This is a genomic window from Nostoc sp. CALU 1950, from assembly GCF_051172895.1.
Classification (GTDB): domain Bacteria; phylum Cyanobacteriota; class Cyanobacteriia; order Cyanobacteriales; family Nostocaceae; genus Nostoc; species Nostoc edaphicum_A.
The window spans coordinates 1-26,233 of record NZ_JBDNJQ010000116.1 but is presented as its reverse complement, the minus strand read 5'-3'; the positions used below and the strand labels follow the sequence as shown (position 1 = coordinate 26,233).

Here is a 26,233-nt window from a genome sequence, read left to right as displayed (position 1 = left end):
CGATTCATCGCGTCTTTACCCAAAGATGTGTTGCAATCATTAATTGAATTGGTATCAGCAAAGAAAGTAAGGGCAGAAAACCCCCGGATGAATCCAGGGGCTTGAATAATTTTGGTTGCGATGCTTGCGGTGTTGGTGGGTACGCGATGTCTACGACGGGCTACGCCTACGCAATCTGCGGTAGATGCACTCTAAAATACTTAATTAATTACGGTGATTATTGCTGTAGTGAACTCTTGTACCTGCCCAAAGCAACTTCTCCCGTAGCGTCTGATAGTAGGAATTGTTCTCGCGCAAAATAATAAATTTAGCCCGACAATCTGCCATCCGCACATCAACGCGGTGTCCTGGCCAAATCGAAGTCCCCAACACTCCATCTGTCCACAGCTTAGTACTCAAATCGTAATCCCCCAAAGGCCAAATACTCACCACAGAACCAGGGGGTAAAACGAGGGGGCGACTAGAAAGGCTCATTGCACAAATGGGAGTAACAGTAATCGCCTCCATACCATCATGCATAATTGGCCCATTAGCAGAAACGGTATAACCAGTAGAACCTGTAGGAGTAGAAATAATCAACCCATCCCCGACGTATTGATCGACTACCTCACCGTCAATTTCCATTTCCAGAATTGAGGTGATCATTCGGTCAGCGGAGGCGGGTTTGACACAGAATTCATTCAAAGCCAGGTAATGTTCACTCACTGGTTCCAAATTAGATCCATGACCCTCATACACCGCAGCTTGCAACATCATCCGTCGTTGGATAGCATAGCGATCCTCAAACAGCCGATCCCAAACTTTCTCAGTATCCTGAAACTCTTCCACTGACTCAGTTAAAAACCCCAGATGACCTCCCACATTCACTCCCAGAATAGGGATGCCCGCTGGGGCTAAATGTCTGGCACCAGTTAAAACAGTACCATCGCCACCGAGTACCAAAGCGAGATCGATTGGTTGACCCGCTGAAGCCAAAAAGACAGGATAGGGGTTGTCTTTCGGCCCGCTAGGCCCCATCAACACATGGCACTCGCGACTTTCTAGTTGTTTCGCACAGATTTCTGCCCATTGTTTACTCCGGGCATCCCGCGCTTTATAAGCAATGATTACCTGCTTTAGTTGCACGCACAGTTACCACTTCAGGAGATTAAACTGCTCCATATCGACGGTATCGCGGTTGCGATAAATGGCAAGCACGATCGCTAAACCCACCGCCGCCTCGGCTGCGGCCACGGTAATCACAAATACTGTGAAAACCTGACCCTTAATTAATGTTGAGTCGAGGAAGTTGGAAAATGCCATTAAATTCAGATTAACAGCATTGAGCAGTAACTCAATTGACATCAGCACCCGCACAGCGTTGCGGCTGGTAATTAAACCGTAGATGCCGATGCAGAATAAAGCTGCTGCTAGTAATAAAAAGTACTGGAGTTGCATGAATCTGAGTATCCCTCCTGAAAAAACTGGCTTTTTATCTGCGAATAAGGTCGCAAATATTACTCTTTTGTTTCGCTGGTTGTTGATACCAGTTCTCTGGGGCGCTCTTGCAAAGTCAAAACAGTTTGCCCTAGATCGGATCGTGTCAGTTGGTCTGGCAAATACTCACGACGTGCCAAAATAATTGCTCCTACCATCGCTATCAGTAGCAAAATGGAAGCCAGTTCAAAAGGTAGTAAAAAGTCAGTGAAGAAATGTTCTCCAATCAAAATTATAGAACTTTCACCACCCGCCACAGGAGCAGTAGAGTAAGCCCAAGGAGTAGCCAGCACCATCGTACTTAAAAGACCAAACAATCCTACACTGACTAAACCTGTAAGTACTTTCCGCACCCAATAGTTAGGAAATGCTACAAAATCTTGCCGCTTGTTCACCAACATAATGGCAAACAAAATCAGCACGTTAATCGCACCAACGTAAATTAGTATTTGTGCGGCGGCAACAAAATCACCATTCAGTAACAGGTAGATTCCCGCCATGCTGATGAATACACCCCCCAGCATAAAGGCAGAATAGACGATGTTGGAGAACAGCACCACACCAATGGCCGCCCCAATCATCATCACGCCCAGTATGCCAAGTGATACAAACTGTACTCCTTCTGCTAGATTCACTGTTTTTTATCCTTAGTCATTGGTCATTGGTCATTAGTCATTGGTCATTGGTCATTAGTCATTAGTCATTAGTCATTAGTCAAATAACATAGACGCTTCTGCGGGTTCCCGCAGGGTAGGACAAATGACAATGGACAAATGACATTTATTTTTCTGTTTGTTCTACCAGGTCTTCTGGACGCGCACCTGCACGTGGCGCATCCGCAGGTAGTCCATGTGGTTCGAGGACGCCCTTGGGTAGGTAAACTAGTTCGCGCAGTGGTGTAACCATTGGGTCATCTGTTACCTTATAGGGCAGACGACCTAGCGCTACGTTGTCATAGTTCAATTCATGGCGATCGTAAGTGGCAAGCTCATACTCTTCTGTCATGGATAGACAGTTAGTGGGGCAAAATTCCACACAATTACCGCAAAAGATACAAACTCCAAAGTCAATGCTGTAGTGGTTGAGTTTTTTCTTTTTGCTGGCTTTGTCGAATGCCCAATCTACTACAGGCAGGTTAATCGGACAAACGCGAACGCAAACTTCGCAGGCAATGCACTTATCAAATTCAAAGTGAATCCTACCGCGAAACCGTTCGCCAGGAATCAGTTTTTCGTAAGGGTACTGTACGGTAATCGGACGCCGCCGCATGTGATCGAAGGTGACAGAAAGCCCCTGACCAATATAACGCGCAGCTTGTACTGTTTCTTTGGCGTAATCACCAACTTGTTTCAGGAACTTGAGCATTTATGTTTCACTCTCTCTTTTTAAGCTATCAGCGTTATTTGTCCCTTGTCCTTTGTCCTTGGTCATTAGTCATTTGTAGAAATGACTAATAACTAATGACTAATGACTAACCACCAAAAGCGAAGGGAAAGGCTAGTTTCAGAGCGGCGGTTAATAGGAGATTAACCAAACCGACTGGTAACAAAAACTTCCATCCTAAATCTAACAGTTGGTCAATCCGTACCCGTGGCACTGTCCAGCGCAACAGGATGGCGACAAACACTAGTAAATAGGCTTTGAAGACGGTCATTGTGATCCCCAAAGCAGCAGTTACTATCTGGAACACGGGATTTAGTTCACTGACTCCCAGCCAACCAGCGATGAGGTTGAGGGGAATGGGAAAGTCCCAACCGCCCAGATAGAGAATTGCTACTAGTAAGGAAGAAAGGATCAAGTTAACGTAGGAACCCAGGTAGAACAGACCGAATTTCATACCTGAGTATTCAGTCTGATATCCTGCGACGATTTCTTCTTCCGCTTCGGGTAAGTCAAAGGGTAATCGTTCGCATTCAGCTAGGGCGGCTATCCAAAAGATCAGGAAACCGATTGGTTGTCGCCAAATGTTCCAGCCCAGAATGCCGTAGCCAGATTGCTGATTGACAATATCAACGGTGCTGAGGCTGTTAGACATCATAGCGATCGCTAACACCGCCAACGCCAAAGGAATTTCATAACTAATAGATTGCGCTGCTGCCCGCAAGCCCCCTAAGAGGGAGTATTTGTTATTAGATGCATAGCCAGCCATCAGCAAGCCAATGGGTTGAATACTTGACAAGGCAATCCACAAGAATACGCCCATGCCCACATTGCTAATAACGATATTCTGCCCAAAGGGAACAATCAGGAACGACAGAAACACCGGAATTACAACAATAATTGGGCCGAGGGTAAACAGCCAGGGGTCAGACTTGGCTGGTACTATATCTTCTTTAAATACCAACTTCAAACCATCCGCTACAGGCACCAGCAACCCAAAAGGGCCCTGGTATTCTGGCCCAATTCGCTGCTGTGCAGATGCGGAAATTTTTCGTTCTAGCCAAGTGGCTACCAATACCCCCACTGTTGCCCCAATCAGCATCAGTATCATTGGCAGTGGCATCCAAATCGCTTTGGCTGTTCCTGCTGGTATACCTAAATCCCGGAGGGATTCAATAAAAGTTCCTTGGAGGTCAATTCCTGAATTCATGTTTCCGCTCTTTAAGACATCGAGTCATGGTGAGTTACAACTATTAGTTAAATTAATACCTGTAAATTCACCCATTTTTAATTTTTGCCCAGATGATGCTTGATTGAAGATTTGTCGCTAATTCCCATGCCTAGTATATCCTTGGATGGTTTTAGCCCTCTGAAGCGAGATGAGAACTTCTACTTATGGTTGGCATTGAGATTGGCTATTGAGGAGACGGGGATGGGGGAGCAGGGGAGCAGGGGAGCAGGGGAGCAGAGGAGAAGTTGCAGTAAGTTTTTCCCCTCTGCCCCTCTGCCCCTCTGCTCCTCCGCCTCTTGTACCCCATTCCCCATGCCCAATTTACCGTTGGTCAATGGGGGTATAAGTAACTTCGTGCAAACCGTTATAAACCTGGGTAGGACGGAAAATCCGGTTTTCTGCTAGTTGTTCTTTCCAGTGGGCTAACCAACCGGCAACGCGAGCGATCGCAAATATTGGTGTAAACAAGTCTGTAGGAATCCCCATCTTCCTGTACACCAAACCGGAGTAAAAGTCAATATTGGGATAAATCCCTTTGCTACCGAGTTTTTCTCCTACCACTTGTTCCATTTCTAGGGCAATGTCATAGAACTTGTCATGCCCAAACTTTTCAAACAGCTGTTCTGCTAGTCCTTGTAAAATTATGGCTCGTGGGTCTTTTACTTTATACACACGATGTCCAAAGCCCATAATCTTAGATTTAGTTTGCAGACAATGCTCTATGTAGGGACGGACATTTTCCACAGAGCCAATTTTTTCCAACATCTGAATTACTTCTTCATTCGCTCCGCCATGCAGGGGCCCACCCAATGTTCCCACAGCACTAGCAACCACAGCGTAAGGATCAGTCAAGGTGGAAGCTGTCACCCTGGCACTGAAGGTAGAAGCATTCATTGTATGCTCAACTTGAAGGATCAAGCAGATATCAAAAATCCGCGCCATTAAAGGATCGGGTTCTTGCTCATTGAGCATGTATAGAAAGTTGGCGGAATAGTCTAAGTCATCACGGGGACGTACCGGGTCATTTCCTTTTCGCATCAGTTGGAACGCCGCCACCATTGTGGGAATCGTTGCTATCAGGCGTACCACTGAATCTCGAATATAGGCAGGATTATGTAAATCCCGGAGCGAATAAAACAAGCCTAAAGCAGCAGCAGAGGCTTGTAAGGCATCCATTGGATGACCGCTTTCTGGAAAGCATTTCATCATGTCCCGAATGCGGTACTTTATTCGCCTGTGGAAACGAACTTCATGCTCAAATGTTTTTAGTTCTTCCTTACTTGGCAGTTCGCCCCAGATTAAGAGATAAGCAGTTTCTAGGAATGTACTTTTTTCTGCTAGTTCTTCAATCCGGATGCCACGATATTCTAGTATTCCCTTTTGCCCATCAACATAGCTGATACTTGATTGAGCGGCGGGAATGCCTTCTAAACCAGGCTTGTATTCGCACACCATCATGGCAACACCATTTGCTTTTTGAAATATCTGATCAAGCTAACTTACCAGAAATTTATTGTCGCCATAACAGTAGCCGTTCTAACAACAATCGAAAATGTTGAAAAACTGTTATAGCAGGTACTTGGGTTGTGTCAACCAAAACATCTGACTACGACCCAAAGGAGAACCTGTTTCTGGTAGTTTTATCCCAATCATACCTGCTTTTTTCAAGACTAAACTTTCTTTGACTTCTCCCCACAGGAGAATTTCTGCCCAACTAGTCAAATCAGGTTCATGTCCAACCAGCGCCAGTTGGGTATTTTGGGAATAATTTCTTGGCTCTAACCAGTCTTTTAGCCAACTAGAAATTTGACCATCGTGAGCGAGGTGGCTAGATTCCTCTAATCGGGAGCTTAGTTTTTCCGCTATCAGGATATCAGCCGTTTGGCGGGCCCGCACTAAGGGACTGGTGAGAATTAAATCAAAGTTTAAACCTAATTTAACAAGTTTCTGGGCAACTTTCTCAGTTTTTTGTCTTCCTTCTTTGGTGAGGCTGCGCTCCTCATCTGTGATGCCTAATCCCTTGTCTTCGGCGATGCCATGACGAATTAAGTATAGTTCCATACTTTTAGTTTTATTAGCGTAGCCCTTGCTTAGTTAGGATTTACGTCTGGTGTGAATTAACCTATCCTAATCTTAATCATTATTACCCATTCGTTGATCTGCCATCTGTCCGGCGCAACACGGTGTTAGATGTTCTAGTTACGGATATGGCAATAGGTTTAAACCTTGAATAAATCTGTAATCCCGTTGGTTTTTTGTGATAAACGGGTAATTCCACACTATTGCTGTAGCTGCAATAAGACTATCAGGAATGGCCAAATTATGACTGAGCCGATAAGACCGCAATAAATCAACTGCTGTGTCAGATACAGCTTGGTCAATCTTAATGATGTGTCGTAGACATCGCAAAAGCTCTGCTGTCTGCTCTACCCACTCACAAAAATCTTGCTCATACAGAGTTTGTAAGATTTGGAGTTTTATAGATTTCATGGTGCTCCTTGTTCACAAATAAATAGGTAGACGCAAATTAATACCAATTCAATTAATGATTGCAACACATCCTTGGGTAAAGACGCGATGAATCGCGTCTCTACAAATGGTCTATTTGTCGCATTCTTTTTTCAAATTGGTATAACGTTTGATTTCGTTTAGATGTTGTAATAAAATCCAAATTCCCGACTCTTATCAAAAATCGGGAAGGGATACTACACTTTGATCCTGCATTAGTTAGGAGTTCTCCGCGTCTCCTTGGTTCCCTCTACTCCGACTGAATCGGGTTATCTCTAGGGTTAACTAACCTCAGCAGTTTTTGCTTAATTTGAGTGTCGAATACTTCCCATTTCATTTTCGCATAAGCGGAATTTTCATTGCTGCCAGATAAGAAGCCCATCGGAATTTCAAAGCCACCTGCACTTGTTCTTCCACCACCGAAAAAGCGCCCTGTGCTATCTTGTCCAAAGGCTTCTTTGATGAATTCATCGGGGTCAAGGGTAAGTTTGCTAGTTCTCAGGGAGCCGATGACTATCTCCAGTTCATCATCTTCATCGTGAACAATGCCATAAACTACAGCGGTATGGACATTTTCTTCGGTGACGAGAAAATCAGCCGCTTGGGGGATGGCATCGCGGTCATCGTAACGTAAGTAACCGACACCAGCAATAGAAAAGTTATTTTGGACGATGCGATTTTTTAGCGATCGCTCGATCACATCCATCACCCGCTTGGAACGGTTCGCCTGTAAAATGGCGTTCAGCAGTTGGGCGTCATAAAATCGGCTTAAATACGCCGCTGCCATAAAGTCTTCTTCTTGCGCTTGCATGAGCCGATTTGTATCCGATCGCAAGCCATGCATCAAGGCGGTAGCGCATTTGACGTGTTGATTTATGCTGCTATCTAATGCTAGTAATCCTGTTTGGAGATACTGCGTAAAAATTGTTGCAGTCGCTCTTACGTAAGGGCGGATATCCTCAAACTCTGATTGGAGATCACCTTGTATGCTGTGATGGTCGATGAGTACTACTAGGGGAATTCCAGCTTGCTGTACCGCTGATAGTAGCTGTGAAGTAGTTCCCTGGTTATCAATTAATACAAAACCTTGATAAGATGACAAATCTTTGGTTTTCAAGGTTTGCGTTGTCCAGCGTTGGATAGGTAAATTAGTCAGCCTTACCAAGGCAATATTTTCTTGATGGCTCAATGCACCAGCATAAATGATTTCACATTTGATATCATATTGCTGGGCAATTAACTGGTAAGCCCAGGCACAGGAAAGGGCATCAGGGTCAGGAAAATCTTGCAGAATTACGAGCTGGCGATCGTGTCTGTGCGCCAGAAGGGTTCTTTGTAGTTCTTCTGACTTTTGTTGTGCCAGGGAATTACCGCGGTGACTGAGATATATAGCCCCATCACCTACCGATGGCGGTAATGACGGACTTTTAAATGCAACTTCCACTGGCGCTTTCTCGATTTCAGGTTCCTCTTGGTTTGGCTCTGTGGTCAATGACAAACTCTCAAACTGAGTAACGGGCGAATTCAAGTACATAGGGAACTTTTTTAAAGTGTGAGGCTCCTTTAATTCAGAGATACTACGAGCAGCAGTTCACTGAATTTAGCCACATTATTTTGATCTTCGCAAAAATATTAAGACATTGCACTATACATCTAAGTATATTTTTTGTCAGTAACAGCGCTTAACTTCGACTAAATTCCATTCAAGGGCATACACCAAGGAAGTTTAGTAGATCGGGCTGTATCTGGCAGCATAAATCTGTTTTGGGAGCTTTTTCTCTCTTCTGTGAATTGAATCAGCGGGATTTTTATCTGACTTAGGGTATATTTTCTATCTTATACTTTAGGATTAGTCCTTGATATTTGAAATATTCTTATGCTTAATATTCTCATTATTGTGACTATTGAGCAATTAACAATTATTTTTGATGAACAACGCCTGTTTCGTATCCCCTTTGAAAATTCTGATAATTCTGATAATTTTAGAGCCAAGTCCAGTGAAAGAAGGCAGGGAAGACGAGAAGTAAGGAAGAAACCCCATACATTAAGTAGAGGCTTGAGAATTGACGCACTCGCCTTCGTTGCAAGCCATATAGCCGCGAATTTTTCTAACACTCCATAACTAATAGTTATTGGCTATGTCCCAAAGAAAGAGGGTATTTCTTCTTTCTCCTTTGCTTTTTTGCTCAAAGACCTATAACATACTTTTGCCACTCTGTGTGCAGTCCACTTTTAAGATGTTTGCTGACCTCGAAATAGAGGCTGCTATAAGGTTGGCGGGGAGGATGACGCAAAGGCATGTGAGCTTCGTGGGGAGTCCGACTGCCTTTTTTGACATTGCAACGGACACAAGCTGTCACAATGTTTTCCCAGGTATCACCCCCGCCGCGCGATCGCGGTATTACATGATCTAGTGTCAATTCATCCCCTGTGTAACCACAGTATTGACAGGCATGACTATCACGGTGCAATATATTTCGGCGAGTCAGAGGAATTTCTTTATAAGGAACACGTACATAATGACGTAACCGGATCACGGTAGGCAGCGGAAAATCCGAGTAAAGGAATTTACCGTTGTGTTCCACGCGTTCTGCTTTGCCCTTGATTAACAGAACCGCAGCGCGACGCCAGCTCGTTATATTGAGAGGTTCGTAAGAGGCGTTTAAGACTAAAACCTTCCCCATTTATCTGCGCTCAGGGTATTAGCTTTACATAAATATTAACACAATTACACCCTGCTAGGGAGATGAGAATAAATTATACTTTCGGGAGAATTGGGCATTGGGCATGGGATGAGGGAGATGAGGGGGATGAGGGAGATGAGGTGAGAAAACTTACAACAATTCTTTCCCCTTGTCCTCTTCCCAATGCCCAATGCCCAATGCCCCAATATCTTGTATCAATTCCAATATGAAGGGTAAACTTCCTATTTAATCTGATCTCGCTTTTAGGAGCGTGTATAGATAGATAACTTGAAGTTTAGCCGTGGTGGGATAGGAGTCAGTACAAATGTTAAGTCGCAAAGAAATCCCCGGTGTAGTTCCTAATCAGCAGTGCGACCCCTACGCGTGGTTTTCGCAACGAGCTTGGGTAGAAATTGATTTAGGAGCATTGTCTTACAACGTACAGCAATTGGTGCAGTTTTTATCGCCGAATACCCAGTTGATGGCAGTAGTAAAAGCTGATGCCTATGGACATGGAGCGGTAACAGTCGCCCAAACCGTAATTCAATCGGGAGCTAGTTGGCTGGGAGTCGCTACAGTTCCAGAAGCAATTCAACTCCGAGAAGGTGGGATTCAAGCGCCCATTTTGATTTTAGGGGCAACTCATACACCAGAGCAGATTCATGCGATCGCACATTGGAAACTCCAACCCACACTCTGTAGCCCTAAACAAGCTCTAGTATTTTCCGATACATTGGAATCGATGAATTATGGTTCTCCAGTCCCCGTACACATCAAATTAGACACGGGAATGTCTAGGTTGGGAACTAATTGGCAGCAAGCTGGCGAATTTGTGCAATTAGTGCAGCGCTTACCACATCTTTCTATTGCCAGTATTTATTCCCATTTGGCAACAGCAGATGATCCTGATCCGACGGCAATGGAAGAACAGCATAAACGATTTGAGGAAGCGATCGCTCAAATCAAAGCAATGGGAATCCAACCACCCTGCTTGCACTTGGCAAATTCAGCCGCCGCACTCACAAATCCGGCATTGCACTACGATATTGTGCGTGTCGGTTTAGCCGTTTACGGACTTTACCCAGCAACCCATTTACAAAATGCGATCGACCTCAAGCCCGTTTTGCAACTTAAAGCAAGAGTTACCCAAGTTAAAACAATTGCCGCAGGAACATCTGTCAGCTACGGTCATAAATTTATTGCCCCGCGTGAACTTCGCCTCGCTGTCGTGGGAATTGGCTATGCTGACGGTGTTCCTCGCAGTCTTTCTAATAAAATGCAGGTGTTAATTCGCGGTCAGAGGGTTTCGCAAATTGGCACAATTACAATGGATCAGTTGATGCTGGATGTGAGTGCCATACCCAATATCCAAGAAGGAGAAGTAGTCACCTTGCTAGGGGAACAGGGAAAAGAACAAATTTCAGCGGATGATTGGGCAGAACAACTAAATACTATTTCCTGGGAAATTCTCTGTGGGTTTAAGCATCGTCTGCCTCGTGTTGCAGTTATGTAATTGGGAATGGGGCATTGAGAAGAGGCAGAGGGCAGAGGGGAAAGAGGTAATTTTTATTCTCCCCCTTGCCCCACCAAAAACTGCTTTTTAATCTACCCCTGCCTCCCCTGCTTCTTCCTCTATTCCCTATTGCTAAAAATAATTCCTTATGGTATGATTATAAACTGATGATGCGGATGTGGCGAAATTGGCAGACGCGCTAGATTTAGGTTCTAGTTCCGAAAGGAGTGAAGGTTCAAGTCCTTTCATCCGCACTTTAAAATGACGAAAACTGTATAAGCCAACAGGCTCATACTTTAAATATATTAATTTATCCTCAACTGTAAGCAGGAAAGTAAGTAGAGCTATATTTTGCTTGCATAACGCCGTGTGCGACTTTCTCTCAGACCTAACCCCCAACCCCTTCCCTTGTAGGGAAGGGGAGCAAGAATCAAAGCCTCTCTCCGTTTCGGGGAGAGGAATGGAAGTGGGGTTTCAAGAACTAAGTCGCACATCGCGTGGCATAAGAAGATTATTGTCTGTGTTTTTTATAGCAGTTTTCATGTAAATAACTGTAAGATTAATTCTCTCTATAATTCAACCTTTGATTTTCAAAAAAATTAGATTGTTCCGCTCCGCTACACTCAAAAAGGGTAAAGAGAATAAGAGCAAAGGGCAAAAGAGCTAAAGTATAAAGGGCTAAAGAGTCCTCCCGCCAGCGCACACAATACGAAAACCAAAAGGGTAGAAGTGGTTGTCGCGCGAGTTGAGGTAGGTGCGATACGCGGAACGGCAGCCTCCAGGAAGGTTATACCAGGAACCGCCCCGCAGCACTTGATATTGATTATCATTATCTATCCATGCACTTCCATCTCTAGGCGCTCCTTTATAGCTGTCATGCCAATTATCTTGACACCACTCCCAAACATTCCCATGCATATCGTATAATCCAAAGCCGTTGGGTGGAAAACTGCCTACTTCTGTTGTTTCTCCACGCTTTTTTCCTTTTGGCTCAGAAGCGTAAGTAGAATTTCCATCGTAGTTAGCTAACTCAGTTGTAAGCGTCTCGCCAAAGTGAAAGGGTGTATTTGTGCTTGCACGACAGGCATATTCCCATTCAGCTTCACTCGGTAGACGATATTGCTTATTTGTAAATTTGGAGAGGCTAGAGAGGCGATCGCAAAATTCAACTGCATCGTTCCAAGATACTTGCTCTACTGGTCGTTTATCTCCTTTAAATTTAGATGGGTCTGCTTTCAGGTCACGGTTAACTTGGGGTAGTGCTGCTACTCTTTTCCATTGCGCTTGGGTAACTGGATATTTACCCATGAAGAATGATTGAACCGTTACTTCGTGCTGAGGTTTTTCTCTTCTAGACCCATCCCATTTTAGTTTTTGCACAAGCCTTTCTATCTCTTCATCTTCTGTACCCATCATAAATGTGCCATCGGGGATATACATCATTTCTAAGCTGACACCATTTCCTAAGTCTTCGGTGAAATATTCGGCTTTGCTTCTATCTCGTTTTACCTCTTGACCACTTGCATTTACCTTCACAATCTCAAACTGAAAAACCTGTAGTCCAGCTTGATGTGCTGTAGTTGCTGGTTCAGAAACTCCTGATCTCCCGCTGTTTGGTAAAGGTTCAGGACTTTTTGGGGGTGCAGAAGACTCTCCTTGTCGCAGAAAAATTCTAGAAAATGCGTCAATTACTTGCACATCCAAACCCCTAGCAGCCACATTCACGCGAAGCCATAATTGCTTGGCTAATTCCCAATCTCCTTTTACTTCAGCTTCATAAGCGTCAAGTTTCATCGTGTCAATATCATGGGGAGTGGCATAGTCGGGCAACAAAATTAAGTGTAATTTGGTAGCTGGTTCGGCTTTAGCATAAGGATGTTGTGGATTTTTCTGGTGGGTTTGATTAATTGTGGGTACTGTGGATTGTAAATACCTGTCCAATCTTTCTACTGTGGCGCAGTTTCCTGCACCTGCTATCCTCAACCCGTCTAACAACGCCTGGGTAAATGAGCCGTGTTGCAATTGGTCAATTTCATAAGACTTTTGACTGGGACTGCAAGAGTAAAATGTGACTACTCCCTGATGTTCTTTACCAATACCCTCTCCTCCCCTGCTTCCTTCATCGCGGCAAGCATCTAAAAACAACACTACATTATCTGCTCCACTACGGCGCAATCTTTGGGTAACATAATCAACAGGGATTGCCGTATGTTCTACATCCCCTGGATCGCTATCCATCAGCATGAGATAGTCACGATCAGCTTCACGACAACCGTGACCAGCAAAGAAAAACCAGAGATTATCCCCTGGTGCTAATAGTGGTATTTCAAAGTTTGCCCTTAAGAACCGCCGCAAATTACCGTAAGTAGCCTGAGTGGGAATGGGTGGAGAAGTTTTAATTGGGGGAGAATCTTCTGTAAACAAAAATACTTTGTCAAACCGCACTTCGTTTTGAAACCAATCGCGCATAGCTTCGGCATCTAGTTTGGCGTAGTTTAGGTGCTGAAGATTGTTGTACTGGTTAATGCCGATCGCGATCGCCCAATTTTTAGCCATTTCTGCGTTCGTATTGACTAATTTGTTCTTCCCTATTGCAAGTTTACGTGTTGCTACTGAATAATAGTAATACACTGTCATGCAGTTTATAGTCTGAAACTAAATAAATAATTGCCTGCCATAACTAAACTTCAAATTGTCGTCAGAATTGCCCCGTATCTTCTAGAAAAGCTCAACAATTACGCTCAACATTCAGTTCTCTCACTTAGCATTACTCAACGCGTCACCCCACCCTAACCCTCCCCTTTACAAGGGGCTACGGTGTACACACATCTCTATGCTGAGTGCAAAATGTGGTTTGATCCCCCTAAATCCCCCTTAAAAAGGGGGACTTTGATTCTAGTTCCCCCTTTTTAAGGGGGGTTAGGGGGGATCAGCAACGATATGGGATAAGGTTATCAGACTTGTGTGTACACCGTAGTTTACAAGGGGAGGGAACTGGATTTCTTTTTCCCGCCTTTCTAAGGGGGAATTAAGGGGGGGTAAAACGCCTGTGGAACAAGCATTTGAGCTTAAGTTGACACCAATGCAATGCTTTGCGCTCCTACCTCTGAACTGGAAACCAGAACGGCGGTGTTAGAGGCTTTGGTAAAAACCACTTAAATCACGAATAATTTCAATAATTAAATTTATGTCAGCAGAAAATTCCACCCCCAAAGCCATCTGGATTCTTACTGAAGAAACAGCCCAAACATCAAGTACAACTAGTGAAACATTTATAAATAGTGGAGAAAGAAGCATTAAAGATACAGGAGGAGTACTGGGAGTTGAAACTACAGAAGAAATAGTTGTCAGCCGAAAAAGAGACGAAATAGTAATTACTAGACACAAAGTAGAGGTAACGAAACTCAAGCAAGAAATGAAGGGATTTCTGCAAGCAATGCGGGAAATGCTTGATGAAGCTGACCAACCCGATTCTAAACTCCAGCTTGATGAGGTAGAACTCTCAGTAGAAGTCAATGGCGAAGGACAAATCAGTTTATTTGGGATTGGTGGTGGGAAAGCTGGGGGAAAAGGAGCGATGACTTTTAAATTCAAGCGGAAATAAATGCTATCTTAATACCTAATGTAGAGATGTGGCCTAATTTATAGCCGTAAGCATAGCGATCGCACAATATCAACAGTAAGAATAAATTGGCTGTGCGATCGCACAATTTTTTTGAACAACAACTCTGCCAAAGCAGTAAATCATTTTAACAGTATAAAACTTTACTTAAAATCTTCAGACTCCTGAATTCTGAATTCTGGTTTTATTTTTATCCAAAAAATCAGTATTATCCCTGTAGTCATAACGGGTGTATTTAATTAAAAGTGGCTTTATATAGTTCTTATTTGCTTACATACTAGATTGTATTTAAGTGTAAATACAGTAGTTCAAATATATTAACCTTTACAAAATCAGTATTATTCCTGTGGTCAGAATGGGGTTACTCAATGGAAAGTGGCTTCATCTAGTCTTGACATTTTTATGTCTTATTCTCGAAAGATGTTTATAAATCTCAGTAACAGCAAATAAATTAATCACAATTTATGAATTTACTAAGATTTCCTCATCTGAAAATAACGCTAATGTCGTTGAGTTTCACCACAAATCCTAGATGTAAACTGATGTACTTTAAAATACAAAAGTTTGATGCTTTTTACTTAATTTAAATTGTGGAAGAACTCTATACGAATTTAGCTTACACGTATCGAATTTAGCTGAAGTAAAAGCAAAATGAGCACAACTCCTATAGGTAGCTACAGGTTGTTCCAGAAACTACATCCGCTATCTCTGTTGGCACAATTAACCAGTCGGCGTGCTACAGGGTGCTTAAGCATATTTACTGGAATAGTTTCTTGGTCAATTTATCTAGAGGACGGTAAACTTACTTATGCCTCCTATTCAGATAAACTGTTTGAACGGCTTGACAGTCACTTGCGACGCTTAAGCCAGCAAATTCCTGCTCTCAACAGCGCCACTCGCGTGCAAATGCGGCTGATGTTTGAGACGAAGAATGAACATCAATCAATACCAAATGCGGATTACCAAGCTATTTGTTGGTTAGTAAATCAGGACTATATTACATCTGTGCAAGCAGGAAGCCTGATAGACGAATTGGCAAAAGAAGTGCTGGAATCATTTCTGTGTTTAAAAGAAGGTAGCTATGAATTCAGTCCAGAAAGCTCTTTGAATGAACTACCAAAGTTCTGTCGCCTGGATTTGCGCTTACTTGTTGAACACTGTCAAAAGCAGTTACGAAATCGACAAAATATTCAGTCATCAATTCCATCTGGTGGTGGTTCTCAAGTTTTGTCTGCAACACAATCGTCTCAAGTTCAGCCACAACTGCATATAAAAATTGGGCAGAACTTGCCGATACCAATTAATTTTGATATCCCTGAGAATAATAAAATTACTCAGCCACCTGTTGGTAAAAAACTATATACAATTGCTTGCATTGATGATAGCCAAACGGTTTTGAATTCCATCAAACACTTTTTGGATGAAAACACATTTTCAGTTGTGATGATCAACGATCCAGTAAAAGCTTTAATGCAAATTCTGCGGAGTAAGCCTGATCTAATTTTGCTAGATGTTGAAATGCCAAGTTTAGATGGCTATGAGCTATGTTCATTATTACGTAAACATTCAGCTTTTAAAAATACACCAATCATTATGGTGACTGGTAGAACAGGCTTTATCGACAGAGCAAAGGCTAAAATGGTCAGATCATCAGGATATTTGACTAAGCCTTTTACACAATCAGAATTGCTAAAAATGGTTTTTAAGCATATTGGTTGATTTAGGAATCAGAATTCAGAATTCTTATAAAAAGCTAATACGTTTAATTTATTTTTTTAGGAGATTTAATAGTGAGCCTGACTTTGCTTGGCACAATTTTAATTGTAGAAGATTCTCCCAGTGAATTGGAATTAATGAGCCATTATCTCAAAGAAAGTGGTTACAACGTAATTAAGGCAAGTGGTGCAAAAGAAGGTTTAGAAAAAGCTGTGTTAGAAAAACCAGATGCGATCGTTACTGATGTTGTAATGCCAGAAATGAGTGGATTTGAATTGTGTCGTTCTCTAAGAAGAAACCCGATTACTGCAAAAGTGCCGATTGTGGTTTGTAGTTCTAAAAATCAAGAAATTGACCGTTTGTGGGCGATGAGGCAAGGTGCAGATGCTTATATAACTAAACCTTACACCCGCGAACATCTTCTACGTACTATTAAATCAGTGGTAATTTAAATCAATGACTAGTACAAACATTACTCTTGCTTCCAAACCAACCCCAAATAACTTAGCAGATGGTTATCTTAAGTTCCAGCTAAATCAACAAACTACTGCTGTTTTATCAATGAAGCATACACAAGAAGCTATTCTTGTGCCTGTTGAATCTATTACGTCGATGCCTAATATGCCCCCTTGCATATTAGGATTAATGAATTGGCGGAGTCGGATAATTTGGGTAGTTGATTTGCCAAAAATGCTCAATTTAGAATCCCTAGATTATCGACTGCGGCAGTACAATGTAATCGTTATCCAAGTAGAATCATTAGTGTTGGGCTTAGTTGTACAAGAAATAAAAGGTACAACCAAGTTTATAGTTGATGAGATTCATTCTCCTATAGGACAAGTGACATCCAGTTTAGTTCCTTATTTATGTGGGTGCGTTGTGCAGCAGGAAGAAATATTACTGGTATTAGATGCACAGGCGATTGTACAGTCTTCTATTCTCCGTAGTGATTAGGGTTTACTACTAAAAAAAAGATTTTTAGTGTCTTATTCACATACTTAGGAGAATTAATTTTATGTTTAATAAAACCAACACAAATCAAGGTAATAGCGCTCAAAATCGAGCATCACTGATTTCATCCCAAAAAGGCATTGGTACTGTAGTAAAGCTACCAACTAAGCTGACTAATAAAAGTGTGAATAATTCTTCTTTGAATCAGGGGATTGCCTATTTTACAAGGCTAGGATTGGTTAAGAAAGCTACTATTTTAGCGATCGCAATTGGTACAATACCAGTTTTGGGCATCGGTGCGATCGCTTTTGGTTTTGCCAACAAGTCGATTACTAAGCAAATTACCCAATCTCAACAAGCCGAAGCCACTGGCTTGAGTGATAAAGTTAACCGCTTTATGCTGGGACGCTACGGTGATATCCAAGTAATATCAAACTTGCTATTTTTGACAAGTCCTCAAGCTAGTGTCAGTATCACTACTCAGCAAAAGCAAGCAGTCTTAGATAGTGTTGTCGAAGCCTACAAAGCTTATGACAGCATTGCTGTTTTTGATCGCCAAGGTAACTTGATTGTGCAATCCACAGGCGAACCCCTAGAAAATCAAAAAGACCGTACCTTTTTTCAAGACGCTTTACAAAAAGATACTCCTGTTATCAGCAAACCGGAAGCAGCAAAAAATACTGGTGTAGTGAGTATTTATCTAGCTGCACCCGTGAAAGAGACAAGGACGGGACAAACCATTGGCGTGGTACAAGCACGTATGCCCGTAAAATCTTTAGAGGAAGTCATCAAGAACTACGTAGCTAATGGACAACAATACCATTTGCTCGATGCTTCGGGAACAGTTTTCTTGAGTCCCCAAAAGGAATTATTGGGGAAAGAGGCAAAGGGAGAGTATTCTAGTTTACCGAAACTGCTGGCAGCTAAAAAGCTAGATAGTTTTATTGAAGTTTCCAAAACTCAGAAAAAACAAGAACTAGTTAGCTATGTACCAGCTAGTAGTATAGATGGCTTACCAGATTTAAACTGGCAGGTACTTTTAGCTACAAATACAGCAACCGTATTTGAGCCGCAAAGACAATTGTTGTGGATTATAGCCATTGGTACAGCAGTGACAGCATTGATTGTAGCTGCGATCGCATCTCGGTTAGCTAAACTGACTACACAACCAATTCTTAATGCCACTGCGGCATTAGCGAAGCTAGGTCAAGGTAAATTCAATACCCGTCTGGAAATTGAAAGAGAAGACGAATTAGGGGTATTGAGTGCAAATATCAACCTTATGGCTGAACAATTACAAGTCTTAGTTAAGGAGCAGCAACAGGAACTAGACGTTGAAGGGGTAAAATTATTAGCAGATATTACTCTAAGAATTCGGAAAATTCTCAAAACTGAAGATATTTATCACGCAGCAGTTAAAGAAGTTCAGCGATCGCTAAAAACAGACCGGGTAATCATTTATAGTCTGAATCCAGATAATCGGGATGGCGTTGTCGTTGCGGAATCGGTAACTGGTGATTGGCCGGAAATGCTGGGAGTGCAAATTGACGAGCCTTATTTTCGGGAACGTTATCTAGAAACTTATCACGATGGAGAGGTGCAAGCAGTTGCCAATATTCATCAAGACCAAAGCCTGAAAAATGCCGACGGTTACATCCAACTGTTGGAAAAATTTGCTGTCAAAAGTAATTTAATCGTACCGATTCTTGTCCAAGAAAAACTTTTAGGCTTATTAATTGCTCATCATTGCGAAACTCCTCGTGTTTGGCAACAGCCGGAAATTGACTTGTTTCAACAGATAGCAACTCAAGTCGGCTATGCCTTAGAACAAGCCAAGTTACTAGAAGAGATAGAAAAAGTTAGAAATGTTACCGTAACCGGGTCAGACGAAACACTACAACAGCAACTTTTAGAACTGCTCAATGACGTAGAAGGAGCAGCCAGAGGTGATTTGACAGTACGTGCAGACGTAACAGCTGGGGAAATAGGCACTGTTGCCGACTTTTTCAACTCCATTGTCGAAAGCCTCCGGGATATTGTTACCCAAGTTAAACAAGCTGCTATCCATGTGAATAGTGCCATTGGCTCTAACGAAGGAGCCATCCGCCACTTGGCAGAGGAAGCGCTCACCCAAGCTGCCGAAATCAACCGCACCCTTGATGCTGTTGACCAAATGACCCAATCCATGAAAGCTGTAGCCGAAAGTGCCGAAAAAGCTGCCTTCATTGCTAACCATGCTGCTCACACCGCTACCAAGAGCGGACACGCGATGGATTTAACAGTACAAAACATCCTGTCTTTGCGGGAAACTGTAGGTGAAACTGCTAAGAAAGTGAAACGTTTGGGAGAGTCTTCGCAACAAATTTCTCGCGTGGTGTCCTTGATTAACCAAATCGCGATTCAAACCAACTTGCTTGCCATCAACGCCGGGATTGAAGCAGCGCGTGCAGGTGAAGAAGGTCAAGGTTTTGCTGTAGTGGCTGAAGAAGTCGGCGAACTAGCAGTCAGGAGTGCCGCAGCAACTCAAGAAATTGAACAAATCGTTGAAAATATTCAACGAGAAACCAGTGAAGTAGTCCAAGCAATGGAAATAGGCACTACCCAAGTGGTAGAAGGGACTCGAATTGTGGAGGAGGCTAAACAAAGTCTGAGTGAAATTTTGGATGTATCGTCTCAAATTGACTCCTTAGTGCAGTCGATTTCTACTGCAACCGCATCTCAGGTTGAAACATCCCAAAGTGTTAGCCAATTGATGAAAGATATCGCTGCCATATCACAACGCACCAGCGATTCTTCTCGCCAAGTTTCTGAATCTCTGCAACAAACTGTAGAAATTTCCCAGCAATTGCAAGAGACTGTCGAGGCTTTCAAAGTTAGTTAAGTTTGTCATTTGTCATTTGTCCTTTGTCCTTTGCGATTTGCTAGTGATGAATGACGAATGACTTTTGTTATTTGTCTGTTGTCATTTGTCCTTTTACTAATGACCAATGACCAATGACTAATGACTTTTGTTATTTGTCCATTGTCATTTGTCCTTTGTCCTTTTACTAAGACTAATGACCAATGACCAATGACTAATGACTAATGACCAATGACCAATGACCAATGACTAAGGACAAAAACTATGCTACAAGACAAAGAATTAGAAATCCAGATGCAGTTTCTGGAAGAAGCAACAGATTACTTAAATACCTTAGAAGGGGTATTGTTAGAAATCGATACTAGTAACCGCATCGATTTGGATAAAATCAATGCTGCACTCCGTGCTACTCATTCTATTAAAGGTGGCGCGGGGATGATGGGATTTAAATCGCTAAGTGATTTATCTCACCGTCTGGAAGATTCCTTTAAAGTTTTAAAAACTAAAAAAAATTCTTTAGAAATTGATACTCAGTTGCAAAGTTTATTGCTATCTGGAGTTGACTGGCTGCGTCAGATTGTAGAATTACTTGCACAAGGGAATGTTGTTGAAGATCAGTGGTTAGCAACCTTTTGTTACCCAATTTTTGATGAGTTGCACGATCGCTTGGGCGACCCCACCCCAGAGGATGCATCAACCATGCTATCCCCAGAAGATGGGCAAGACGTTATCCCTTTGCTATTTTCCACAGAAGTAGAAGAGTGTTTGCAGCGTCTAGAATCTGTATTGGCAAACAGCGAACAAGCCGGATTGCATGAAGAAATTGTGATCATGGCAGCTGAATTGGGTGGTTTGGGTGAAATGCTCCAGTTGCCAGCTTTTAGCAAGCTTTGTGAGTCAGTAACGCAGCACTTGGAAACTGTGAGTAGCGACGGGGAACGCATTTCCGAAATTGCCCAGTTAGCATTGCAAGCATGGCGGCGATCGCAAGCTTTGGTGCTGACGAATCAACTAGATAACTTACCTACAGAAATTAACTTGGGTGGTTCTACGCAATTACCAGCACTATTACCAGCAGAAATAATACCACAACTTCTTCCCACAGATGTCCTCGACACAGAAGTAGCGTCAACAGCTGTTTGGCAAGCAGAGATAACTCCAGAAACTTGGGTTAAAGACGAAGCAATCGCAGCTAATTTTACATTTGTGGATGCAGAATTTGCCGACGACGTAAATTCTGTAAATGTCACTGAACACAATACAATATTTGCCAGAGAAGATAATCCTTCAGATACCAGATTTGGAGAAAGCAAAGGAGAGCCAACTAAAGAACGAGAAAGTCATGAAAATAGCGTCCGAGTTCCTAGCAAACAACTAGAGCAAATTAATGATTTATTTGGCGAACTGATTGTTCAGCGAAATGGGTTAAACTCACAACTAGAAAGATTACGCAAACTCGTTCGTAACCTCAACCAGCGAGTCCAAGTTCTCGACCGAGAAAACCAGGAATTACGTATAGTCTCCGACAAAATTTCCACTCAAGCTGCTGGGGTGAGAATGCGAGATGAAAATAGCCAGCAAACACAAGGTACAGACAGTGACTTTGATGCCTTAGAGATGGATCGCTATAACGATTTCAACCTGCGATCGCAGGAAGTTATGGAAACCATTGTTCAGGTACAGGAAGTTACAACAGATGTGCAACTCAGTGTAGATGATACAGACCATATTGCTCGTAAACTCAACAAAACATCAAAACAGTTACAAACCAAACTAAATCACATCAGAATGCGACCGTTGTCTGATTTAGTCGAACGTTTTCCTAGAGCTTTACGCGATTTAAACGTAGAGTATGGGAAAAATGTCCAGTTAAAAATTGAAGGTGGTAACACTTTAATTGAACGCAGCATTTTAGAAGCTTTAAACGAACCTTTAATGCACCTATTAAGGAACGCTTTCGATCATGGTATCGAAGACTCAGCCACGCGTCGCCTTTTGGGTAAACCAGAACAAGGATTGATTGAAATTACAGCCACTCACCGCGGTAATCGCACTCTCATTACTATCCGTGATGATGGTTGGGGCATTTCTCTGGAGAAAATTCGCACCCGCGCCCTAGCTATGGGACTGGATACTTCTCTACTCGCTAATGCTAGTGATGAAGAACTGTTATCACTAATTTTTGAACCAGGTTTTACCACCTCTGAGCAAGTGACAGCATTATCTGGTCGCGGTGTCGGTATGGATGTGGTTCGCAACAACCTTAAACTAATTCGAGGAGATGTCAAAGTTGATACGGAACCAGGAGTTGGTACTACCTTCACCCTCTCATTACCGTTTACACTTTCCGTTGCGCGAGTTCTGCTGGTAGAAATCAACAAGATTCTATTAGCATTTCCCACAGATGTCATTTCAGAAATATCTTTACTCCAAGACGAGCGAGTTTTTGAAATGGCTGGTAGCGAAGTTTTAAATTGGCAAGGAACCATGCTGCCACTGATTCGCTTAACTCGTTATTTAGAGTTTAATTGCCTACGTTACGATAGCGCAGAGTTGGAAATTCCGGCAGCCATTAGTACTAACAGCGTATTAGTAGTCAAAGGTAATAATCAGCCAGTAGCAATTCAAATAGATCGTTGCTGGGGTGAACAAGAAGTTGCGATTCGCCAAGTCGAGGGAAATATCCCCTTACCTGAAGGTTTTAGCAACTGCACAATTCTCGGTGATGGTCGAGTAGTGCCACTAGTTAATGTCAATGAATTGCTGTATTGGATTGCTACAAATCGGAAGACTCCTAGAGGCACTCAATTACCATCAGCAAGGTTAAAAACACCGTTCCTGATATTTGACGAAGAGAAAATATCAGCAGCATCTATTAAGCAGAAAGGCACAATTTTAATCGTAGATGATTCGATTAATGTTCGCCGCTTTTTAGCTCTGACCCTTGAAAAAGGAGGGTATCAAGTAGAGCAAGCTAAAGATGGTCAAGATGCCTTAGAAAAACTCCATAGTGGATTGAGAGTGGAGGCAGTAATTTGTGATATTGAAATGCCTCGCCTTGATGGTTATGGCTTTTTAGGTAAGGTAAATTCAGACGTTGATACCAAAAATATTCCAGTTGCTATGCTGACTTCTCGTAGCAGCAATAAACATCGGCAGTTGGCTATGCAATTGGGGGCACGCGCTTACTTTTCTAAACCTTATAATGAGCAAGAGTTACTCCAAACGCTGGAGGAAATAATTCATCCTGTAGCAGAAAAGGTAGCTTCTAATTGATAATTCATAATTTGAAACAAGAATGCTACAAAAATACCATTTGTAGAGACGCGATTCATCGCGTCTTTACCCAAGGATGTGTTGCAATCATTAATTGAATTGGTATTAGTATCCTGGCGACTAGAAATCGCGGCTATACAGACAAAACCCGCCTGTGCTAAAGGCTACTGGCAAAAATTTTGGTTTTTGAGACGCGATAAATCGCCGTCTCTACAATTATTTTGGTTTTATCTGAACTGTATTTATTGATATCACTAATAATCGCCTAGCTTTTTCGTGATACTATTTGTGTCAATTGAAATAATCTCTACATTAACTCAATTTGTAGTGAATTTATGGTAACTGTAACACTGACGGCTGTTGCTACTGCGATCGCAACTACACTTTGGACTAAAGCACAGGAGAAAATCGGCGAAAACCTTGGTGATGCTACATGGACGCTAGGTAGCAAGTTAATCGGATTACTCCGCCAAAAAAATAAGTCGCCATTACTCACCAATGCTGTAGAAGCAAATGAACCACAGCGTTTAGATTATGGTCAAGCAGTGCTGGAACTGAAAGCAGCAGCAGACGCAGACCCAGAAATTGCTCAAGCAGTTGCGGAAGTTGAAGCAGCAGTTAACAACAACCAGTCTAAGATTGCTAATGAAATTCAAAAATTAGCAGATGAAATCAAGTCACAGCCGTCAGTTGTTAACAACTTTGCAAAGTTAGCAGAAGAGATAAAAGCAGAGAAAGGCGCAATGGTTGCCCAACAAATCACAATTGGGCAACAGACCAATACTTACACCTGACTACAGTCGTCTCAGGGGGAAGATGGGACAAAGTTAACTCTCAATGACTGGCGTCAAGTCTGCCGTGAAATGCTGGCAGAACGGCGAAAGCTAACTACAAATCCTCTGACATCAACTGAAGGAGTCGCCCTGCAAGTTGATGATGTTTACGTACCACTGGGATTAGTTGAGCGCAAAAAACAATCTAAGCGTCAGGATGATATTTCTCCAGAACAGGGTTCAGAACTGTACAAGGAGACAGAAATCACCAAAACATTGGAGCATGATGCTTTTCTTGAAGAAGTTCTCAAACAGAAGAACACGCCTAAAAGTCAAGGTAAGCGGATTGCGATTATTGGCGAACCAGGAGCAGGAAAGACAACACTGTTACAGCAGATTGCTGACTGGGTATCTCGCGAGATTCCCCAGTCGATTGTCATTTGGGTATCTTTAGCAGATTTGCGAGGTCAGGAACTAAAATCTTATCTGTTTGAAACTTGGTTGACTCAGGTTGCTGAGAAAACAGGTAAAGCTGAAGCCACTAAGCAAATGAAAGATGATTTTGTTGCTTTGTTTAATCAAAATAATGTGTGGCTACTGCTAGATGGGTTAGATGAAATGTCCGCATCTTCAGGCAATCCTCTAACAGAAGTTGCCCGTCAAGTCCGTGAATCAGGGTTTATTTCTCAAGCGCGAATTGTACTGACCTGTCGGGTTAATCTGTGGGATGGCAGCATTAATGCACTTGATAATTTTGATACCTATCGCACGTTAGATTTTTCTTATCCAGAACAGGTAGAGAAATTTATTCACAAATGGTTCGTTGCTATTCCCAAAACTGGAAAGCAGTTATGCACTGCATTGAAAGAATCAGGTAAAGAACGGATTCAAGATTTAGTGAAAAATCCTCTGCGGTTGACACTGCTATGCTTAAATTGGCAATCAAGAGAAGGTAAATTACCTGATACTCAAGCGGGACTCTATCAGCAATTTGTTGATGACTTCGACAAGTGGAAAAAAGCCGAATTTGTAACAAACTCTAAACAGCGTCAGCAACTTAATGTCAAACTGGGAGAATTAGCTAAAGCAGCAATAGACAAAGAAGAAAGCCGTTTTCGTTTGCGGCAGGATTCTGTTACTCAGTTTTTGGGTGATACTGATGATGAAAATTCGCTGCTGAAATTGGCACTAAATCGCGGTTGGCTAAACTGTGTTGGGATAGATACGAATAGAAAACCTGTTTACGCTTTTTTTCATGCCTCATTTCAAGAGTACTTTGCTGCTAAAGCAATTGATGACTGGCATTTCTTTCTCAACCACGTTCCTAAAAATCCCAGTCAAGGAACTTATCGCATCTTTGAACCGCAATGGAAGCAAACAATATTACTTTGGCTAGGGCGAGAAGAAGAAAATATCAAACAGCAAAAGCAACTGTTTATAGATGCTTTAGTGAACTTTAAAGACGGATGCGGTAAGTGGAATAGAGAAGATGTAGATAAAGGATTTTATGAATATCGCGCCTATTTTTTAGCTGGCGCAGGAATTGCCGAGTTTAGGGATGATTCTAGAGCCGATGACATAGTAGAGGAAATAGTCAAATGGGGCTTTGGTTATTTCAATACTAAAAAACAAAATTGGATAAAATTTTCTAGTCGAATTGAAGAAGAAGCTAGATTACAACTGCAACACATAGACCGTATAAAAGCGATCGCCGCCTTGTTGCAACTGCTGCAATCAAAAGATGTAGATGACTCCACCCGTAGGTGGGCAGCAGATAGCTTAGGGGAAATCGGCACTGGCAATGAAATTGCGATCGCTGCCTTGGTGCAACTGCTGCAATCAAAAGATGTAGATGACTTCACCCGTTGGCAGGCAGCATCAAGCTTAGGGAGAATCGCCACTGGCAATAAATTTGCGATCGCCGCCTTGGTGCAACTGCTGCAATCAACTACTGTGGATAACTTCACCCGTAGGCAGGCAGCATATATCTTAGGGAAAATCGATTCAGGGAATCAAGATGCGATCGCCACCTTGGTGCAACTTCTGCAATCACCTGATGTGGATGAATCCGCCCGTTGGCTAGCAGCATCAAGCTTAGAGAAAATCGGCACAGGGAATCAATATGCGATCGCCACCTTGGTGCAACTTCTGCAATCACCTGATGTGGATGACTCCACCCGTAGGCAGGCAGCAGATATCTTATGGAAAATCGATCCAGGGAATCAAGATGCGATCGCCACCTT

21 protein-coding genes and 1 tRNA gene are annotated in these 26,233 nt (G+C 42.5%); 11 read left to right on the top strand and 11 right to left on the bottom strand.

What is annotated here, in order from left to right; genetic code table 11:
* Positions 1 to 204: 204 nt before the first annotated feature.
* The 9 genes from ABF638_RS26030 to ABF638_RS25990 all read right to left on the bottom strand — a co-directional run bounded on the left by ABF638_RS26030 (position 205) and on the right by ABF638_RS25990 (position 8,129).
* Positions 205 to 1,125, bottom strand: coding sequence for an NAD(+) kinase (locus tag ABF638_RS26030; protein ID WP_435025797.1), 921 nt, complete (start codon positions 1,123 to 1,125; stop codon positions 205 to 207).
* Between the two features lie 6 nt (positions 1,126 to 1,131).
* On the bottom strand, positions 1,132 to 1,437 hold the full coding sequence (gene nuoK / locus ABF638_RS26025; protein WP_006199065.1) for an NADH-quinone oxidoreductase subunit NuoK: 306 nt from the start codon (positions 1,435 to 1,437) through the stop codon (positions 1,132 to 1,134).
* 59 nt (positions 1,438 to 1,496) lie between these two features.
* Entirely contained in the window at positions 1,497 to 2,111 is a 615-nt protein-coding gene (locus ABF638_RS26020) for an NADH-quinone oxidoreductase subunit J (RefSeq protein ID WP_435025796.1), read from the bottom strand.
* A gap of 145 nt (positions 2,112 to 2,256) precedes the next feature.
* A complete protein-coding gene (gene ndhI, locus ABF638_RS26015) occupies positions 2,257 to 2,841 on the bottom strand; it encodes an NAD(P)H-quinone oxidoreductase subunit I (RefSeq protein WP_069070630.1) in 585 nt (194 codons plus the stop codon).
* Positions 2,842 to 2,947: 106 nt separating this feature from the next.
* On the bottom strand, positions 2,948 to 4,066 hold the full coding sequence (gene nuoH / locus ABF638_RS26010; RefSeq protein WP_334699198.1) for an NADH-quinone oxidoreductase subunit NuoH: 1,119 nt from the start codon (positions 4,064 to 4,066) through the stop codon (positions 2,948 to 2,950).
* 342 nt (positions 4,067 to 4,408) lie between these two features.
* Positions 4,409 to 5,545, bottom strand: a complete 1,137-nt coding sequence (locus ABF638_RS26005; protein ID WP_323203624.1) for a citrate synthase — start codon at positions 5,543 to 5,545, stop codon at positions 4,409 to 4,411.
* 108 nt (positions 5,546 to 5,653) lie between these two features.
* Positions 5,654 to 6,148 (bottom strand): phosphohistidine phosphatase SixA, encoded by a 495-nt coding sequence (gene sixA / locus ABF638_RS26000; RefSeq protein WP_435025795.1) that lies wholly within the window; start codon positions 6,146 to 6,148, stop codon positions 5,654 to 5,656.
* A 138-nt stretch (positions 6,149 to 6,286) separates the two neighbouring features.
* Positions 6,287 to 6,577: a hypothetical protein gene (locus tag ABF638_RS25995; protein ID WP_435025794.1), complete on the bottom strand. Its 291-nt coding sequence runs from the start codon at positions 6,575 to 6,577 to the stop codon at positions 6,287 to 6,289.
* Between the two features lie 268 nt (positions 6,578 to 6,845).
* Positions 6,846 to 8,129 (bottom strand): DHH family phosphoesterase, encoded by a 1,284-nt coding sequence (locus ABF638_RS25990; RefSeq protein WP_181928619.1) that lies wholly within the window; start codon positions 8,127 to 8,129, stop codon positions 6,846 to 6,848.
* A 342-nt stretch (positions 8,130 to 8,471) separates the two neighbouring features.
* Here ABF638_RS25990 and ABF638_RS25985 point away from each other — a divergent pair, with 342 nt between their 5' ends.
* Positions 8,472 to 8,717: a hypothetical protein gene (locus ABF638_RS25985; RefSeq protein WP_181928620.1), complete on the top strand. Its 246-nt coding sequence runs from the start codon at positions 8,472 to 8,474 to the stop codon at positions 8,715 to 8,717.
* A 64-nt stretch (positions 8,718 to 8,781) separates the two neighbouring features.
* On the opposite strand, the gene ABF638_RS25980 is transcribed toward ABF638_RS25985, so the two are convergent.
* Positions 8,782 to 9,279 carry an HNH endonuclease gene (locus ABF638_RS25980; protein WP_435025793.1) on the bottom strand — a complete coding sequence of 166 codons (498 nt, stop codon included), beginning with the start codon at positions 9,277 to 9,279 and terminating at the stop codon, positions 8,782 to 8,784.
* Between the two features lie 325 nt (positions 9,280 to 9,604).
* Between ABF638_RS25980 and alr the strand changes: the two genes are divergently transcribed.
* Both alr and ABF638_RS25970 read left to right on the top strand, forming a co-directional pair.
* Entirely contained in the window at positions 9,605 to 10,792 is a 1,188-nt protein-coding gene (gene alr / locus ABF638_RS25975) for an alanine racemase (RefSeq protein ID WP_435025792.1), read from the top strand.
* 172 nt (positions 10,793 to 10,964) lie between these two features.
* Positions 10,965 to 11,046, top strand: a tRNA-Leu gene (locus ABF638_RS25970).
* A 424-nt stretch (positions 11,047 to 11,470) separates the two neighbouring features.
* On the opposite strand, the gene ABF638_RS25965 is transcribed toward ABF638_RS25970, so the two are convergent.
* The gene (locus ABF638_RS25965; RefSeq protein WP_435025791.1) at positions 11,471 to 13,348 is read right to left on the bottom strand and encodes an SUMF1/EgtB/PvdO family nonheme iron enzyme; all 1,878 of its coding nucleotides are present in this window, start codon (positions 13,346 to 13,348) and stop codon (positions 11,471 to 11,473) included.
* A gap of 631 nt (positions 13,349 to 13,979) precedes the next feature.
* On the opposite strand from ABF638_RS25965, the gene ABF638_RS25960 reads away from it, so the two are divergent.
* The 8 genes from ABF638_RS25960 to ABF638_RS25925 form a co-directional block, all read left to right on the top strand.
* Positions 13,980 to 14,396 carry a Pepco domain-containing protein gene (locus tag ABF638_RS25960; RefSeq protein ID WP_435025790.1) on the top strand — a complete coding sequence of 139 codons (417 nt, stop codon included), beginning with the start codon at positions 13,980 to 13,982 and terminating at the stop codon, positions 14,394 to 14,396.
* 669 nt (positions 14,397 to 15,065) lie between these two features.
* Positions 15,066 to 16,133 (top strand): response regulator, encoded by a 1,068-nt coding sequence (locus ABF638_RS25955; protein ID WP_435025789.1) that lies wholly within the window; start codon positions 15,066 to 15,068, stop codon positions 16,131 to 16,133.
* A 71-nt stretch (positions 16,134 to 16,204) separates the two neighbouring features.
* Complete coding sequence (locus ABF638_RS25950) at positions 16,205 to 16,582, top strand: response regulator transcription factor (RefSeq protein ID WP_069071198.1); 378 nt, start codon at positions 16,205 to 16,207, stop codon at positions 16,580 to 16,582.
* Between the two features lie 4 nt (positions 16,583 to 16,586).
* The gene (locus ABF638_RS25945) at positions 16,587 to 17,084 is read left to right on the top strand and encodes a chemotaxis protein CheW (protein ID WP_435025788.1); all 498 of its coding nucleotides are present in this window, start codon (positions 16,587 to 16,589) and stop codon (positions 17,082 to 17,084) included.
* Positions 17,085 to 17,145: 61 nt separating this feature from the next.
* A complete protein-coding gene (locus ABF638_RS25940) occupies positions 17,146 to 19,962 on the top strand; it encodes a methyl-accepting chemotaxis protein (protein WP_435025787.1) in 2,817 nt (938 codons plus the stop codon).
* 243 nt (positions 19,963 to 20,205) lie between these two features.
* Positions 20,206 to 23,217 (top strand): hybrid sensor histidine kinase/response regulator, encoded by a 3,012-nt coding sequence (locus tag ABF638_RS25935; RefSeq protein WP_435025786.1) that lies wholly within the window; start codon positions 20,206 to 20,208, stop codon positions 23,215 to 23,217.
* Between the two features lie 335 nt (positions 23,218 to 23,552).
* Positions 23,553 to 24,011, top strand: a complete 459-nt coding sequence (locus tag ABF638_RS25930) for a hypothetical protein (RefSeq protein ID WP_435025785.1) — start codon at positions 23,553 to 23,555, stop codon at positions 24,009 to 24,011.
* A gap of 69 nt (positions 24,012 to 24,080) precedes the next feature.
* The coding region (locus ABF638_RS25925; protein ID WP_435025784.1) for a HEAT repeat domain-containing protein at positions 24,081 to 26,233 on the top strand (2,153 nt) is incomplete at its 3' end.

Excerpts from the sequence above, each read along its gene's own strand:
- ABF638_RS25960 (WP_435025790.1), top strand. The coding sequence starts at position 13,980 with ATGTCAGCAGAAAATTCCACCCCCAAAGCCATCTGGATTCTTACTGAA.
- ABF638_RS25980 (WP_435025793.1), bottom strand. The coding sequence starts at position 9,279 with ATGGGGAAGGTTTTAGTCTTAAACGCCTCTTACGAACCTCTCAATATA.
- ABF638_RS25935 (WP_435025786.1), top strand. The coding sequence starts at position 20,206 with ATGCTACAAGACAAAGAATTAGAAATCCAGATGCAGTTTCTGGAAGAA.
- ABF638_RS25930 (WP_435025785.1), top strand. The coding sequence starts at position 23,553 with ATGGTAACTGTAACACTGACGGCTGTTGCTACTGCGATCGCAACTACA.
- sixA (WP_435025795.1), bottom strand. The coding sequence starts at position 6,148 with ATGGAACTATACTTAATTCGTCATGGCATCGCCGAAGACAAGGGATTA.
- ABF638_RS25945 (WP_435025788.1), top strand. The coding sequence starts at position 16,587 with ATGACTAGTACAAACATTACTCTTGCTTCCAAACCAACCCCAAATAAC.
- ABF638_RS25955 (WP_435025789.1), top strand. The coding sequence starts at position 15,066 with ATGAGCACAACTCCTATAGGTAGCTACAGGTTGTTCCAGAAACTACAT.
- alr (WP_435025792.1), top strand. The coding sequence starts at position 9,605 with ATGTTAAGTCGCAAAGAAATCCCCGGTGTAGTTCCTAATCAGCAGTGC.
- ABF638_RS25990 (WP_181928619.1), bottom strand. The coding sequence starts at position 8,129 with ATGTACTTGAATTCGCCCGTTACTCAGTTTGAGAGTTTGTCATTGACC.
- nuoH (WP_334699198.1), bottom strand. The coding sequence starts at position 4,066 with ATGAATTCAGGAATTGACCTCCAAGGAACTTTTATTGAATCCCTCCGG.
- ABF638_RS25985 (WP_181928620.1), top strand. The coding sequence starts at position 8,472 with ATGCTTAATATTCTCATTATTGTGACTATTGAGCAATTAACAATTATT.
- ABF638_RS25965 (WP_435025791.1), bottom strand. The coding sequence starts at position 13,348 with ATGGCTAAAAATTGGGCGATCGCGATCGGCATTAACCAGTACAACAAT.
- ABF638_RS26005 (WP_323203624.1), bottom strand. The coding sequence starts at position 5,545 with ATGATGGTGTGCGAATACAAGCCTGGTTTAGAAGGCATTCCCGCCGCT.
- ABF638_RS25995 (WP_435025794.1), bottom strand. The coding sequence starts at position 6,577 with ATGAAATCTATAAAACTCCAAATCTTACAAACTCTGTATGAGCAAGAT.
- ABF638_RS25940 (WP_435025787.1), top strand. The coding sequence starts at position 17,146 with ATGTTTAATAAAACCAACACAAATCAAGGTAATAGCGCTCAAAATCGA.
- nuoK (WP_006199065.1), bottom strand. The coding sequence starts at position 1,437 with ATGCAACTCCAGTACTTTTTATTACTAGCAGCAGCTTTATTCTGCATC.
- ndhI (WP_069070630.1), bottom strand. The coding sequence starts at position 2,841 with ATGCTCAAGTTCCTGAAACAAGTTGGTGATTACGCCAAAGAAACAGTA.